Origin of the sequence: Pseudomonas putida (assembly GCF_002741075.1) — a bacterium.
GTDB classification, from domain to species: Bacteria; Pseudomonadota; Gammaproteobacteria; order Pseudomonadales; family Pseudomonadaceae; genus Aquipseudomonas; species Aquipseudomonas putida_T.
In genome coordinates this window covers 2,733,713-2,747,353 of sequence record NZ_CP016634.1, presented here as the reverse complement: position 1 = coordinate 2,747,353, position 13,641 = coordinate 2,733,713, and the positions used below count along the sequence as shown (strand labels likewise).

Here is a 13,641-nt window from a genome sequence, read left to right as displayed (position 1 = left end):
AGAGGGTCTTGTGATAGAGGCGTGGAGGGCGGCGGCATCTCCACGGTTCAAGGATGCGGGTAGGGCATTAATCCCGAGTTAAATGAAACCTTCGATGAACGAACGCTTTTTTCATGCATCCCCAACCGTTTTTTCAAAGACGCTCGCTCAGCATCGCGCCCACTCAATCCTGGAGCGGCAAACAATGAATAAACTTCCGCAAATCACCTTGGCCTTCTGGGTCATGAAGATCTGCGCTACGACCTTGGGCGAGACGGCGGGCGACTTGTTGTCGATGACCCTCAACATCGGCTATGCCATGAGCTCGCTGCTGTTGATCAGCGTGTTCCTGGTGACACTGGTCACCCAGCTTTACTCCCGTCGCTACAACCCCTGGCTGTACTGGCTGGTCATCTTGTCCACCAGTACCGCGGGCACCACGATGTCCGACTTCATGGACCGCACCCTGGGCCTGGGCTATGCCGCAGGTTCGGCCATCCTGATCGGCATCTTGCTGCTGACGTTCGCCCTCTGGCGCCTGAGCGGAAATCCCTTGGACGTCACACGCATCAAGCATCGCGGCGGCGAGCTGTTCTACTGGGTGGCGATCCTGTTTTCCAACACCCTTGGCACCGCGCTGGGCGATTTCCTGGCGGACGACTCGGGCCTCGGTTTCGCCGGCGGCGCGCTGCTGATCGGCAGCACCATCGCCCTGGTGGTGCTGGCGCGCTACTGGACCCGTATCCCAGGCGTGGTGCTGTTCTGGGTCGCGTTCGTCCTGACCCGTCCATTCGGCGCGACCTTGGGCGACTTCCTGACCAAACCGCACGAGAAAGGCGGGATGGACTTCGGCACGGTGGGCTCTTCGGCGGTGCTGGGAGGGGTCTTGCTGGTGCTGATCCTCATGGCGTCGCTTTACAACCGTGAGCCTCGCCCGGCGTTGGAGGCTTCTTGAAGGCTGTCACCGGCAGGGCTTGCGTAGTACTCGGCTAACGGCTATCCGAAGCATGAAAAAGGGGCGCTCCGTCAAGCGGAGCGCCCCTTTTCAGTTACCGCGTGAGCAGGATCAGTCGGTGGTGATCCGCGAGTGCTTGGCGGTGTCCTTCATGGTCGCATAGACCAGCAGCGAGCAGGCGATGCAGCCGGTGACGTACCAGTAGAAGCCGGTTTCCATGCCGTTGCTCTTGAACCACAGTGCCACGTACTCGGCGGTGCCGCCGAAGATCGAGACGGTCAGCGCGTAGGGCAGGCCGACGCCCAGGGCGCGGATCTCGGTGGGGAACAGCTCGGCTTTGACCACGGCGTTGATCGAGGTGTAGCCGCTGACGATGATCAGCGCCGCCATGATCAGGAAGAAGGCGCCCCACCAGGTCTGCACGGTGTGCAGGGTGCTGAGGATCGGTACGGTGAACAGGGTGCCGAGCACGCCGAAGGCGATCAGGATCGGACGACGGCCGATCTTGTCGGAGAGGCCACCGATCACCGGTTGCAGGCACATGAACAGGAACAGGGTGGCCGCCGAGATGGTGGTCGAGTCGCTGATGCTCATGCCCACGGTGTTGACCAGGTACTTCTGCATATAGGTGGTGTAGGTGTAGAAGGCCAGGGTGCCACCCATGGTCAGGCCGACCACGGTGAGCAGTTCCTTGGGATGGCGCAGCAGGGTGCGCATCAGGCTTTCCTTGGACTTTTCCTTCTTGGTGAAGGAGCTGGTCTCCTCCATGCCACGGCGCAGGTACAGCGCGACGACTGCGCACAGCGCGCCGATCACGAAGGGTACGCGCCAGCCCCAGGCGTACAGCTGCTCGGTGGTGAGCGTCTGTTGCAGGATGATCAGCACTGCCAGGGCAATGAGCTGGCCAGAGATCAAGGTCACGTACTGGAAGCTGGAGAAGAAGCCGCGGCGGTCCTTGCTGGCCATCTCGCTGAGGTAAGTGGCCGAGGTGCCATACTCACCGCCTACCGACAGGCCCTGCATCAGGCGCGCCAGGACCAGCAGGATCGGTGCGGCGACGCCGATGGTTTCGTAGCCGGGGGTCAGTGCGATGACCAGGGAGCCTGCGCACATCAGCAGGACCGAGGCCATCAGGGCGGCCTTGCGGCCCTTGCGGTCGGCGTACAGGCCCATCAGCCAGCCGCCGATCGGGCGCATCAGAAAGCCTACGGCGAAGATCGCGGCGGTGTTGAGCAATTGTGCGGTGGTGTCGCCGGCCGGGAAGAAGGCCTTGGCGAAGTACAGCGAGAATGCCGCATAGACGTACCAGTCGTACCATTCGACCATGTTGCCGATGGAGCCACTGAAAATCGATTTGAGGCGGCTTGCGGTGGTTTTTTCCGTGGCGGGCGCAATGGCCGCCCCGGTGGGCAGGGTGCTGGCGTTATCCATCAGGGGATACCTTCTCGTTGTTTTTGTGGAGCGCGCGTCAAGCGCTTGAGAAGGGTTTTGCAGAAGCTATGCCAAAGGTGTGCACCGAATGCCCCGAATGCCCCATCAGAGCGCACGCCAAGCCCACACCCCCCGGATTCAAAGGCTGTCACGCTGGCTTGTGGAAGCGGGCTCACCCCGCGATGGGCTGCGCAGCAGTCCCATCTCCGGTAGAAGTAAGCGGATTCTTGCTCATCGCGAAAAATGGCTAGGCAAAAATCCGCTTATTCGCGATCGAGAAAATCCTCTCTAGCCAGCCCGTGGCGTTGCATCTTTTCGTTGAGCGTACGCCTGGGCAGTTGCAAGGCCTCCATCACCGCTTTGATCTCACCCTTGTACTGACGCAGCGCGGCGCGCAGGCATTGAGCCTCGAACGCTTCCATCTGCCCGGCGAGGGATTGCCCTGCGGCGTTGGCTTCGCCACGCGGCGCGCCCAGGCCTAGGGCGTGGCGCTCGGCAGCATTGGCCAGTTCGCGCACATTGCCTGGCCAGTCGTGGGCCAGCAGTTGCGCCAACTGCCCTCCGCTCACCGGTGGGGCCGTACGGCCCAGGCGCTCGGCGGCGGCGCGGGCAAAGTGCTCGAACAGCAGCGGGATGTCCTCGCGGCGCTCGCGCAATGGCGCCAGGCGCAGTTCGGCGACGTTCAGGCGGTAGGCCAGGTCTTCGCGAAAGCGTCCTGCGCGTGCTTCTTCGAGCAGGTCGGGTTTGGTGGCGGCGATGATGCGCAGATCGACGCTGATGCTCTGGTTGGCGCCCAGGCGCTCCAGTTTCTGCTCCTGGATCACCCGCAGCAGCTTGGCTTGCTGGGCCAGGGGCATGCTCTCGATCTCATCGAGAAACACCGTGCCGCCATTGGCATATTCCAGTTTGCCGATGCGTTTGCCCTGGGCACCGGTGAAAGCGCCGCTCTCGTGGCCGAACAGCTCCGCCTCGAACAGCGCCTCGGGGATCGCCGCGCAGTTGAGGGCGACGAAGGGCTTGTCGGCACGTGGGCCGAAATCGTGCAGACAGCGGGCCACGCGCTCCTTGCCGCTGCCGGTTTCGCCGCGGATCAACACGTTGACCGGCAGGCCGGCCAGGTCCAGCACCTGCCGGCGCAGGCTCTGCAAACCTTGGGACATGCCCAGCAGGGTGTTTTCCAGACGCGCCTTGAGATCGGCCTGCTGGTGCAGCCGGCGGTTCTCCAGCACCAACTGGCGTTTCTCCAAGGCGCGGCGCAGGCTGCTGAGCAAGGTCTGCGGCGTGAAGGGTTTTTCCAGGAAGTCATAGGCGCCATTGCGCATGGCCTCGACCGCCATGGGGACATCGCCATGGCCGGTAAGCAGGATCACCGGCAGGTCGGGGTCCAGCACCTGCAGGCGTTCGAGCAGTTGCAAACCATCCATGCCAGGCATGCGCACGTCGCTGATGACTACGCCGGGGAAGTGTTCAGGTAACTGGGCCAGGCACTCTTCGGCGCGGGTGAACAGTTGCACGCTGAAGCCCGACAGGCTCAGCCATTGTTCCACGGCAGTGCGGATGCTGGCTTCGTCGTCGACGACGATCACCGAGTTCAACATACAGGCTCCAAGTCGCGGGGCAGGGTAAGGCTTAGTCGGGCGCCACCGGGCAGGTTCTCGGCCTGCAACTGGCCACCGGCTTCGTGGACGATGCCATAGGAGATCGCCAAGCCCAGGCCGAGCCCTTCACCCACGGGTTTGGTGGTGAAGAACGGATCGAAAACCCGGGCCAGGTCCGCCTGGGGGATGCCGCCACCGGAGTCGAGCACGCTCAGGCGCCAGTGGCCATCATCGGCCTCGATACGGATTTCCAGGCGTTTGTAGCGCTTGTCGACCATGGCGTCGAGAGCATTGCGCAACAGGTTGATCAGCACTTGCTCAAGGCGGATCGCATCGCCACGGACCCACGCTGGCCGCGCCAGGTACAGCGCCACTTCGACGCCTTCGCCACGGATGCGGGCATCGAGCAGGTGCAAGGCCTGGTCGACCACGGTGGCCAGGTCCAGGCGTTCGCGCAGCCCGCCGGGGCTGTTGCGGGCAAACGTCTTGAGGTGGCCGGTCAACGCCGCCATGCGCGTGAGCATCTGCTCCAGCGGTTCCAGGGCCTGGCGGGCCTCGTCGTAGCGGCCGTGATCGAGCAGCAGGCGCAGGGTTTCGAGCTGCATGCGCTGGGTCGTCAGGGGCTGGTTGATTTCATGGGCCAGGGCTGCCGACATCTGCCCCAGGGCCGCAAGCTTGGCCGACTGCACCAGGCCTTCCTGGGCGGTGCGCAGTTCGCGGGTGCGTTCTTCGACCAGGCGCTTGAGTTCATCGCGGCTGCGCTTGCGCAGGCGGGCCAGGCGTAGGCGCTGGCTGACGAACAGCGCAGCGAACACCAGGCTCAGCCAGATCGCGGCGGCGGTCAGGGCGGCGTTGCGCCCCTCTGCACTGACCTGAGGCTTGCGCAGCAAGTGCAAGGTCCAGCCTTCTGCGTCCAGCGGCAGACTCTCCCACAGGTAGTCGATGCTGCCCTCCGGGCCCTGCACGCGGCTCAGGTGGCTGTTGGCGCCGAAGTTGGTCAGTACCTGATGCTGCAGGGGCACCAAGGGCTGTTTGTCGTACTGGCGGGTTTCGGCGAGGTCGGCGCGGTCGGCGGCAGAAATCGGTTGTAGTTCGCGGTAGCGCCAGCCTTCCTGGTTGGCGATGAAGGTGATACCGCGGGCATCGCTGACCAACAGGATGTCGCTGCCTTGGCGCCATTCGCGCTCAAGCTCGGGGAACTCCAGCTTGACCACCATGGCACCGAGGAAGCGCCCCTGTTCGTCGGTGACCGCGTTGGCCAGGAAGTAGCCTGGTACGCCACTGGTGACGCCGACCGCGTAGAAGCGGCCGCTGCCCTGGCTGCGGGTCTGCTTGAAATAGGGACGAAAGCCGTAGTTTGAGCCGACATAGGTGGTCGGCAGGCGCCAGTTGCTGGCGGCGATGGCCAGGCCCGTGCGATCGAGCAATTCCAGGGTGGAGGAGTTGGCGGCGCCGTTGATGCGTTCGAGTTTGTGGTTCAGGGCGTCCTGCACCTGTTCGGTCACCGGGCCACGCAACGCGGCGATCAGTTCCGGGTCCAGCGCCAGCACCGCGGGCAGGGCTCGGTACCGCTCGATCAGGGTGTGCAGGGCATTGGCGTAGAGGGTCAGTTGCTGGCTGGCCCGGCGCGCGTCGGTCTCCATCGACTGGCGCTTGGCCTGGTGCATCGCCCAGCCAGCGCTGAGCGCGGTGCCGATGACAATCACCAGGATGATCAAGGCCAGGCGCAAGGTTCGGAAGGAAAATAGCATGCGGCTGATCCTTGGCCTGTGCTGGGTGTGTGTACGCAACGTTCGGGCTGACCTCTTTGCGGGGGCCAGTGGGAGCGGGTTTACCCGCGAATACGGCAGTCGGTTCACCAACGAATTCGCGGGCAAACCCGCGCCCACAGGGCTGCGCTCAGAGCACAGCCCTGTGGGCGGATTGTGTCACAGCAACTCGAAGCTCTGCTGCTGCACCGCCTCGGAATCGAGGCCGACCTGGACATTGAACTGCCCAGGCTCCGCAACCCGCTGCAACTGGCCATTGTAGAACTTCAGGTCATCCTCGCTGATGTGGAAGGTCAAGGTCCGCGACTCGCCGGCCTTGAGCATCAGTTTCTGGAAGTTCTTCAGCTCCTTGACCGGGCGGCTCATGGAAGCGCTGACATCCTGCACGTACAGCTGGACCACGGTCTCGCCGTCGCGCTTGCCGGTGTTCTTCACTGTCACCTTGGCCTCCAACGTGCCCCCACGCTTGAGCTGCTGGCTGCCCAGCGCCAGGCCGGACAGTTCGAAGCTGCTGTAGCTCAGGCCATAGCCGAACGGGTAGAGCGGGCCGTTGGGTTCCTCGAAGTACTGCGAGGTGTAGTTGCCTGGCTTGCCCGGGGTGTAGGGGCGGCCGATGCGCATGTGGTTGTAGTACATCGGGATCTGCCCGACCGAGCGCGGGAAGGTGATGGCCAGCTTGCCGGACGGGTTGTAGTCGCCGAACAACACATCGGCGATGGCGTTGCCGCCTTCGGTGCCGCTGAACCAGGTTTCCAGCAGCGCGTCAGCCTGCTCACGCTCCCAGGCCAGCGACAGTGGGCGGCCGTTCATCAGCACCAGCACTAGCGGCTTGCCGGTGGCCTTCAGTGCCTTGATCAGGTCTCGCTGCACCGCCGGGATTTCCAGGGTGGTCCGGCTGGAGGACTCGTGGGACATGCCGCGGGATTCGCCGACCACTGCCACCACCACATCCGATTGTTTGGCGGCCTTGACCGCTTCGTCGATCAGCACGGCAGCCGGGCGCGGGTCGTCGACGATCTCGGGAGCGGCGAAGTTGAGGAAGTTCAGGTAGTCGAAGATGGCCTTGTCGCCGGTGACGTTCGAGCCTTTGGCGTAGACCAGCTTGGCCTTGCCCTCGAGCGCGCGACGCAGGCCTTCGCGTACGGTCACCGAGTGCTCCGGTTTCCCGTCGGCGGCCCAACTGCCCATCATGTCGATCGGCGCGTCGGCCAGGGGGCCGACCAGGGCGATGGTGCCGGCCTTCTTCAGCGGCAGGGTCTGCTCGCGGTTCTCCAGCAGTACCAGGCTGCGGCGTGCCACATCACGGGCGGCCGCACGGTGCAGGCGGCTGTCGGCATAGTAGTCCTTGACGTCGTTCTCGGCCTTGCCGATACGCACGTAAGGATCCTTGAACAGGCCCATGTCGTACTTGGCGCCGAGCACCTCACGCACAGCCTGGTTCAGCTCGGCCTGGGTCACTTCGCCGGACTTGAGCAGGCCGGGCAGTTCCTCGCCATAGAGGGTGTCGTTCATGCTCATGTCGATGCCGGCCTTGATCGCCAGCTTGGCGGCTTCGCGGCCGTCCTGGGCGACGCCGTGACGGATCAGTTCCTGGATGGCGCCGTGGTCGCTGATGGTCACGCCTTTGAAGCCCCACTCCTTGCGCAGCAGGTCGTTCATCAGCCAGGTGTTGGAGGTGGCGGGCACGCCATTGATCGAGTTCAGCGCCACCATTACCCCACCTGCGCCGGCGTCCAGGCTGGCGCGGTAGGGCGGCAGGTAGTCGTTGTACATTTTCGGCAGGCTCATATCGACCGTGTTGTAGTCGCGCCCGCCTTCCACCGCGCCGTACAGGGCGAAGTGCTTGACGATGGCCATGATGCTGTCGGGCTCGGCCGGGCTGGTGCCCTGGAACGCCTTGACCATCACCTGGCCGATCTTCGAGGTGAGGTAGGTGTCCTCGCCGAAGCCCTCGCTGGTGCGACCCCAACGTGGGTCGCGGGCGATATCGACCATCGGCCCGAAGGTCATGTCCAGGGAGTCGGCGGCCGCTTCGATGGCCGAGGTGCGGCCGACCTTGGCCACGGCGTCCATGTCCCAGGTCGCGGCCAGGCCCAGGCCGATCGGGAAGATGGTGCGCTCGCCATGGATGGTGTCGTAGGCGAAGAACATCGGGATCTTCAGGCGGCTGCGCATGGCGGCGTCCTGCATCGGCCGGTTCTCGGGAGCGGTGCGCGAGTTGAAGGTACCGCCGATACGTCCGGCGGCGATTTCCTCACGGATCTTCTCGCGGGGCATTTCCGGGCCGATGCTGATCAGGCGCAACTGGCCGATTTTCTCGGCTTCGGTCATCTGGCCGATCAGGTGCTCGATGAAGGCCTGCTTGTCCTGCAGGGGCGGTGCGGAAGTGGCGGCCAGTGCCGCCTGACTGGCAAGGCCCATGGCCAGGCCCAGCAAAGACAGTTTCATCATGAATTCCATTGTCGTGGCCTGTGCCGTATCCAGGGTGATACGTGCGTGGCCGGAGTTTTCTTGGCGGCTATTGTTGTACAGTTCGCCGGGCTTCACGTGGCTGTTCGGCCCTGCCTGGTCCAATGCAGCGGCGGATTATGCCTTATATGGCGGGCATCATGAGATACACTTCCCGCCGACCGGCTGTCGGGACAACAACAATAAGAACGATCGAGAGACCCAAAGGCATGACTGTCTTCAACGAATACGAGCAGCGCCAGATTGCAGAGGCCATCGCCCGGGCCGAGCAACGCACCGATGCCGAGCTGGTGACCGTGCTGGCGCGGCGCGCTGACGATTACGCCTACCTGCCGCTGCTGTGGGCGGCGTTGCTGGCGCTGGCGATACCAGGCCTGGCGCACCTGGCCATGGGCTGGCCCGATGTCCGCGGCTTGCTGGTAGTCCAGGTGTTGACCTTCGTCGGGCTGTGCCTGCTGCTGCGCAACCCGCGCCTGGCCAGCCGTCTGGTACCTCGCCTGCTGCGCCAGCGCCGCGCCTCGGGCCTGGCGCGGCAACAGTTTCTCGAACTCAATCTGCAACACACCGCCGGCGCCACCGGGGTGCTGATCTTCGTCAGCGAGGCCGAGCGCCACGTGGAGATCCTGGTCGATGAGGGCATTGCCCGGCACCTGCCGGAGCAGCCGTGGGAAGCCATCATCGCCCGCTTTACCGAACAGGTGTGCCAGGGCCAGACCCTGCAGGGTTTCGTCGACTGCATCGAGGCGTGTGGCGAGCTGCTCAGCGAACACGTGCCGCCGACCTTCGCGCGCAACGAGCTGCCCAACCGCCTGGTGATCCTGGACTGAGCCGCGTCCATCGATAAAGGCTTCGCGCTGGCCGGGCATCGACGTAAAATGCCGGCCATTGCGCGCTGTGCGCCCCCCGCGATTCGAGGCACCCACCCCCATGTCCGCCACTCCCTCCGCTACCTCCGCGCCGGATGCGCGTGCCCAGTTCCTGGCTTTGCTGGCCGATGCCTTGCAGGCCGGTACCCTGGCCAAGCTGGTGCTGGCGCGCCATGTCGGCGCCGACCAGACCCTTCAGCGGATCATCGCCAAGCCTCTGGTGGTCAAGGGCCAGCCCTGCCTGTCGCTGGTCTATCGTCACCAGACCCGTGACATCACCCGCAACCTGCCGCTGGAGCAGGCCCAGGCGCTGGTGGCCGAGCTGTTGCCCGAGAGTTTTCGCAATGCCCACCTGTTCACCGCCGAGGGCGAGGTGCAGTTGGGGTTCAGCAAGAAAGGCAAGCCGATGCTCCAGCGTCATGTCGCCCAGCCTGCCCGTGAACAGGCGGCGGTGGCCCATGACCGGGAGAAGAAGCGCTACCTGGAGCTGTCGCGGCCCTTCTTGCGCGATCTGGGTGTGACCGATGCCCAGGGTGCGCTGATCCCGTCCATGTCGCGCAAATGGAAGCAGATCAACAAATTCATCGAAGTCTTCGACCATGCCCTGGCCAGCGCGCCGCTGGCGGCGGACCAGGCCCTGCGAGTGGCCGACTTCGGTTCGGGCAAGGGTTACCTGACCTTCGCCATGCACGACTACCTGCGCAACAGCTTGTCCCGAGAAGCCCAGGTAACCGGCGTCGAGTTGCGCCCGGACATGGTCGAGCTGTGCAACGCCGCCGCCGCGAAACTGGAACATCCAGGGCTTGAGTTCCAATGCGGCGACGTGCGCAGCGTGGTGCCCGAGGCCATCGAGGTGATGATCGCGCTGCACGCCTGCGACATCGCCACCGACTATGCCATCCACACCGGCATCCGCTGCAACGCGGCGATCATCATGTGCTCGCCGTGCTGCCACAAGCAGATCCGCCCGCAACTGCACAGTCCTGGCCTGCTCCAGCCGATGTTGCAGTACGGCCTGCACCTCGGCCAGCAGGCCGAGATGCTCACCGACAGCCTGCGCGCGCTCTACCTTGAAGCCTGCGGCTACGAGACCAAGGTGTTCGAGTTCATTTCGCTGGAGCACACCAACAAGAACAAGATGATTCTGGCGGTCAAGCGTCGGCAAGCGGGGGACAACACCGCGTTGCTGGCGAAGATCGAGCAGCTCAAGGCGTTCTATGGGGTGAAGGAGCATTGCCTGGAGACGCTGCTGCGCCAGGATGGGCTGATCGCCACATGACCTACCAGGGCAGCGACGCCCTGGCTTTCGTCGTTACCTGCGCCGAACGTGTTCCGCCGGCACCGCGACCGCCAACGCCGGGTTGCCCAGCGGGTGGCTGGCGGCATCGAAGAAGTGCACGGCCGTTCCTGGCAGGTCGGCGAAGCGCTGCATGAAATGCTGTTTCTGGTTGACGATCGACGCCTCGCTCAAGGGGCGGATGGCAATCGACAGGTGCGCAGGCCGGGCCTGGCGAATGGCCTCGAGCAGGTGCTGATCGCTGGCATCCAGGTGCTGGCCGAACAGGCATAGGCCCTCGCGCTCCCCGGCCAATTGGCCCAACCCCCACGACAGGTAGTCCGATGCGCGGATGGCGCGCAGTTTTTCCTCGCTGCGACTTTCGTTGACGAACAGCGGCACTTCCCCAGGAATGTTCACGGCAAAGCCATCGAGCAGCTCGGCGCACTCGGCGCTGCGCTGGCGAGTGGTGCCGTCGGGCAGCTTGAGCAAGTGCAGGCCGCCGTGCAGGTGAACGACGCGGGTGCCTTCGGTAGCGGTGCGACGCACATCGAAGAAGCCCTGCTCGTCGAACAGCGTGGCAAAGCCTTCAGGCGCCTGACTCACGGCCCAGGGCAGGAGCAGGTCGTAGTTACTGGTGTAGACATTGCGGTAGCTGCGCAGGGCCTGGTTGATCGAAGCCAGGGTGTGGCTCGGCGTCAGTGCCCAGGGGAGATGCACGGCGCGGGTGGCGTGGATCAGGGCTTCCTTGATCGAGTAGTAGCGATTCAGCGGCGCGGTGGAGTTGATGGCCAGCGCGGCATTGGCGCGCACCGTGGTGTTGAGGGTGCTGAGCACCGGCTCGAACAGTTCTGTGCCCAGGGACTTGAACAGCGCCTGGTCACTCACGCCCAAGGCTTTGTGACGGACCCGTTGGGCCTCCTCGAACAGCGAGAAATAGCCGAACGGCTTCCACACGGCGCGGCTGGCGCCGTTGCCCAGCAGCAGGGCGGTGCAAGGGTGGCGGTCGTTGAGTGCCTGCCAGGAGGGCAGATGGGCGTCGAGAGAGGGCATGGCAGGTCCGTTGGGCAAGGCGAGAAACGCGCAGGACTTTAGCATGCCGTAGCCTTGATGCGGGACGCGCGCCTCTATCTAGCGAACATCAGGCCGCCCAATCGCGAGCAGGCGGCCATCAGCCGTTTACGATTCGAGTGCAGGCTGTCGGCGTGTGCGGTTGCGCCACACCCGATACGCCCGTATCCCTGCGCGCACCGAGCCAAACAGCAGCTTCTCTTCCATTTCCCGTGCCATGCCCGAGCGCACCAGCATGCGCAGGAAGTTGCCACGGGCGCGGGCGATGGCGAAGTAGATACCCTGGGCGGCAAGGGTGTCGCGCACTTCGCGCAGGGCGGCGATGCCGCTGACATCGATGCTGGTCACCGCCTCGGCGTCGAATAGCACGGCCTGGGGCTTGGTCTCGCCCTGGACGGCGTCGAGCAGGCGCATCTTGAAGTAGTCGGCGTTGAAGAACAGGATCGCGTCGTCGAAGCGATACACCACAAGGCCCGGTACCGTGCGCGCTTCGGGGTGATGGCGTACGTCGACCTGGCCTTCGACGCCCGGCAGCCAGCCAAGCACGGCATCGGTGGGCTGATAGATGCTGTACAGCAGCCGAAGGATGGCCAGGGTCACAGCGAAGATGATCCCCGGCAGCACGCCCAGGCCGAGCACGCCGGCGGTGGTGAGCAGGCACAGCCAGAACTCGAAACGGCTGAGCGTGTAGATCTTGCCCAGGGACTTCACGTCAATCAGCCCCCAGCCGGCCATCAGCAGCACGGCGCCCAGGGCGGCCTGGGGAATCCACGCCATGGGCGCGGTGAAGAACAGCAGGATCAAGGCGATTACCAAGGCAGCGATGATGCCGACCAGCTGGCTCTTGCCACCGACCATGTCGTTGACCGCGGTGCGCGAGTCAGCGCCACTGATGGCAAAGCCCTGGGAAACCCCCGCCGCCAGGTTGCTCACGCCGAGGGCGACGAACTCGTGGTTGGCATTGATCGCATAGCCGTGACGGGCGGCGAAGCTGCGGGCGGTGAGCATGGCGCTGCAGAAACTGACAGTGGCGATACCCAGGGCATCGCGCAGCAGGCTTTTGGTCTCCGCCAAGGTGCTTTGCGGCCAGGCCAGCTCCGGCATGCCTGCCGGCACCGGGCCGAGAATCGCGACGCCGAAGCGGTCGAGGCCGAACAGACCGGCCAGCAGGGTGAACACCGCCACGGTCACCAACGCAGCCGGTAGGCGCGGGTAGCGTCGCGGCAGCCAGATCAGCAGCCCCAGGCCGACCAGGCCGATGGCCAGGGTCAGCCAGTGGATCTCGCCCAGACGCTGGAGGAAGTTGACCAGGCTGAGGATAAATCCGTCGCCCTCGATCTTGAACCCGACCACTTTGCTCATCTGCCCGGCGATCAGGCTCAGGCCGATACCGTTGAGGTAGCCGATCAGGATGGGCCGCGAGAAAAAGCTGGCGATGAAGCCTGCCCGCGCAACGCCGGCGGCGATCAGCATCACGCCGACCAGCACCGTGACGATCACCGAAAGTTCGGCGATGCGGTGCGGGTCGCCCATGGCCAGCGGCGCGACGGCACCGGCGATCATGGCGCAGGTGGCGGCATCCGGGCCGACCATGAGCTGGCGAGAGCTGCCGACCAGGGCATAGACGATCATCGGCAGCACGCAGGCGTATAGGCCGTACTGGGGTGGCAGGCCGACGATCTGGGCGTAGGCGATGGCGATGGGGATCTGGATCGCGGCCACTGACAGCCCCGCCTGAAGGTCAGCGTGAAGCCACTCGCGGCGGTAGTGCAGCAGGTTGGCCAGGCCTGGTAGCCAGCGGGAGAGAAACATGTACGCGTCCTTGGAAATGTTTCGGGATGCTGATCAGCATAAGTGTCCTGAGGCCGCTTCGCTTGCGAGCGGATTCCCACGGGCAGTATTCAAGCCGATCGGGCCGATGATGGCTATGGGCTAGGTCAAGGAACGCGTGAGAGGGATCTAGGGGACTGGAATCATTGACGTGTGTGTGCGGGTTTACCCGCGAACACCGGCAAAGCCGGTGCCAGGCACCGCGATGCCTGCTTTGCGGGTAAACCCCACAGGTCTGCGCTAGCCCGTGGCTCAGGTCATACCCCAAGTATTTTCAGCGCAACGGCAGATCGGTGATCACGCCACGCGTTGGTTCAGGCGCCCACGGGTGATGGCTTTGATCTGGTTCAGGGCATAGTCGAGTTCGTAGCGCGCGACAGCGGCAAGGACCTGTATG

9 protein-coding genes are annotated in these 13,641 nt (G+C 64.5%); 3 read left to right on the top strand and 6 right to left on the bottom strand.

Going from position 1 to position 13,641, the window contains the following annotated elements:
* The first annotated feature begins 184 nt into the window (after positions 1 to 184).
* Positions 185 to 934, top strand: coding sequence for a COG4705 family protein (locus IEC33019_RS12775; RefSeq protein WP_070093799.1), 750 nt, complete (start codon positions 185 to 187; stop codon positions 932 to 934).
* A gap of 111 nt (positions 935 to 1,045) precedes the next feature.
* Here IEC33019_RS12775 and IEC33019_RS12770 read toward each other — a convergent pair whose 3' ends face one another.
* From IEC33019_RS12770 to bglX, 4 genes are all read right to left on the bottom strand, one after another.
* Positions 1,046 to 2,365: an MFS transporter gene (locus IEC33019_RS12770; RefSeq protein WP_070093800.1), complete on the bottom strand. Its 1,320-nt coding sequence runs from the start codon at positions 2,363 to 2,365 to the stop codon at positions 1,046 to 1,048.
* 263 nt (positions 2,366 to 2,628) lie between these two features.
* Positions 2,629 to 3,963, bottom strand: coding sequence for a sigma-54-dependent transcriptional regulator (locus IEC33019_RS12765; RefSeq protein WP_070093801.1), 1,335 nt, complete (start codon positions 3,961 to 3,963; stop codon positions 2,629 to 2,631).
* Positions 3,957 to 5,714: an ATP-binding protein gene (locus IEC33019_RS12760; RefSeq protein WP_070093802.1), complete on the bottom strand. Its 1,758-nt coding sequence runs from the start codon at positions 5,712 to 5,714 to the stop codon at positions 3,957 to 3,959. Before IEC33019_RS12760 ends, IEC33019_RS12765 begins: the two co-directional genes overlap by 7 nt.
* A 177-nt stretch (positions 5,715 to 5,891) precedes the next feature.
* The gene (bglX, locus tag IEC33019_RS12750) at positions 5,892 to 8,183 is read right to left on the bottom strand and encodes a beta-glucosidase BglX (protein WP_070093835.1); all 2,292 of its coding nucleotides are present in this window, start codon (positions 8,181 to 8,183) and stop codon (positions 5,892 to 5,894) included.
* A 227-nt stretch (positions 8,184 to 8,410) separates the two neighbouring features.
* Between bglX and IEC33019_RS12745 the strand changes: the two genes are divergently transcribed.
* Both IEC33019_RS12745 and IEC33019_RS12740 read left to right on the top strand, forming a co-directional pair.
* A complete protein-coding gene (locus IEC33019_RS12745) occupies positions 8,411 to 9,028 on the top strand; it encodes a TPM domain-containing protein (protein WP_070093803.1) in 618 nt (205 codons plus the stop codon).
* A 100-nt stretch (positions 9,029 to 9,128) separates the two neighbouring features.
* The gene (locus tag IEC33019_RS12740; RefSeq protein WP_070093804.1) at positions 9,129 to 10,346 is read left to right on the top strand and encodes a class I SAM-dependent methyltransferase; all 1,218 of its coding nucleotides are present in this window, start codon (positions 9,129 to 9,131) and stop codon (positions 10,344 to 10,346) included.
* 33 nt (positions 10,347 to 10,379) lie between these two features.
* Here IEC33019_RS12740 and IEC33019_RS12735 read toward each other — a convergent pair whose 3' ends face one another.
* Positions 10,380 to 11,396: a DUF4917 family protein gene (locus IEC33019_RS12735; protein ID WP_070093805.1), complete on the bottom strand. Its 1,017-nt coding sequence runs from the start codon at positions 11,394 to 11,396 to the stop codon at positions 10,380 to 10,382.
* Between the two features lie 126 nt (positions 11,397 to 11,522).
* Positions 11,523 to 13,226 carry a SulP family inorganic anion transporter gene (locus IEC33019_RS12730; RefSeq protein WP_070093806.1) on the bottom strand — a complete coding sequence of 568 codons (1,704 nt, stop codon included), beginning with the start codon at positions 13,224 to 13,226 and terminating at the stop codon, positions 11,523 to 11,525.
* Positions 13,227 to 13,641 lie beyond the last annotated feature (415 nt).

What these genes read in the sequence shown, in the direction of transcription:
- IEC33019_RS12730 (WP_070093806.1), bottom strand. Translation starts at nt 13,226, where the DNA reads ATGTTTCTCTCCCGCTGGCTACCAGGCCTGGCCAACCTGCTGCACTAC.
- IEC33019_RS12760 (WP_070093802.1), bottom strand. Translation starts at nt 5,714, where the DNA reads ATGCTATTTTCCTTCCGAACCTTGCGCCTGGCCTTGATCATCCTGGTG.
- IEC33019_RS12740 (WP_070093804.1), top strand. Translation starts at nt 9,129, where the DNA reads ATGTCCGCCACTCCCTCCGCTACCTCCGCGCCGGATGCGCGTGCCCAG.
- IEC33019_RS12775 (WP_070093799.1), top strand. Translation starts at nt 185, where the DNA reads ATGAATAAACTTCCGCAAATCACCTTGGCCTTCTGGGTCATGAAGATC.
- bglX (WP_070093835.1), bottom strand. Translation starts at nt 8,183, where the DNA reads ATGATGAAACTGTCTTTGCTGGGCCTGGCCATGGGCCTTGCCAGTCAG.
- IEC33019_RS12770 (WP_070093800.1), bottom strand. Translation starts at nt 2,365, where the DNA reads ATGGATAACGCCAGCACCCTGCCCACCGGGGCGGCCATTGCGCCCGCC.
- IEC33019_RS12765 (WP_070093801.1), bottom strand. Translation starts at nt 3,963, where the DNA reads ATGTTGAACTCGGTGATCGTCGTCGACGACGAAGCCAGCATCCGCACT.
- IEC33019_RS12735 (WP_070093805.1), bottom strand. Translation starts at nt 11,396, where the DNA reads ATGCCCTCTCTCGACGCCCATCTGCCCTCCTGGCAGGCACTCAACGAC.
- IEC33019_RS12745 (WP_070093803.1), top strand. Translation starts at nt 8,411, where the DNA reads ATGACTGTCTTCAACGAATACGAGCAGCGCCAGATTGCAGAGGCCATC.